Origin of the sequence: Terrisporobacter petrolearius, assembly GCF_020748185.1 — a bacterium.
GTDB lineage: Bacteria > Bacillota > Clostridia > Peptostreptococcales > Peptostreptococcaceae > Terrisporobacter > Terrisporobacter petrolearius.
This window is the reverse complement of sequence record NZ_JAHZMO010000230.1, coordinates 1-255: the sequence shown is the minus strand read 5'-3', so window position 1 is coordinate 255 and position 255 is coordinate 1. Positions and strand designations below refer to the sequence as shown.

The 255-nt window shown below is 45.1% G+C and carries 1 rRNA gene; it reads left to right on the top strand.

The window, feature by feature from the left end:
• Positions 1–255: ribosomal RNA gene (locus K0040_RS20440) — 23S ribosomal RNA — on the top strand; the annotation flags it as partial.

The window sequence follows — 255 nt, the reverse complement described above, 5'->3', positions numbered from 1 at the left end:
TTCTCTCCGAAATAGCTTTAGGGCTAGCCTCAAGATTTAGAGAAACGGGGGTAGAGCACTGAATGTCCTAGGGGGTATTGCACTTACCGAAGACTATCAAACTCCGAATACCGTATTCTTATGCTTGAGAGTCAGACTATGGGTGATAAGATTCATAGTCAAAAGGGCAACAGCCCAGATCGTCAGCTAAGGTCCCTAAATGTACGTTAAGTGGTAAAGGATGTGGGATTGCACAGACAACCAGGATGTTGGCTT